The 348-nt window shown below is 37.9% G+C and carries 1 pseudogene; it reads left to right on the top strand.

The features are described 5' to 3' along the window. Positions 1-348, top strand: a pseudogene (locus EII42_RS12535) (excinuclease ABC subunit A); the annotation flags it as partial.

Raw genomic sequence — 348 nt, 5'->3', positions numbered from 1 at the left:
GCCTTGGAGCTATCTGGTGGCACGGCAATTGTAGCTGATATGGATAATCCACAAGCGGAAGAATTTGTTTTCTCCGCTAATTTTGCTTGTCCTCATTGTGGTTATTCTATTCCTGAATTGGAGCCAAGATTGTTTTCTTTTAACAATCCAGCTGGTGCTTGCCCTACTTGTGATGGATTGGGTGTTCAGCAATATTTTGATGAAAAACGTGTGGTGCAAAATCCTTCTATTTCTTTAGCGGGTGGTGCGATTAAAGGTTGGGATCGCCGTAATTTTTATTATTATCAAATGTTAACTTCTTTAGCAAAACATTATGATTTTGATATTGAAACACCTTTTGAACAGTTA

The sequence above is a fragment of the Tessaracoccus sp. OH4464_COT-324 genome, from assembly GCF_003932855.1.
Taxonomy (GTDB): Bacteria; Actinomycetota; Actinomycetes; order Propionibacteriales; family Propionibacteriaceae; genus Arachnia.
Note: the sequence above shows the minus strand (reverse complement) of the source record. Positions and strands in the feature narration are given on the sequence as shown.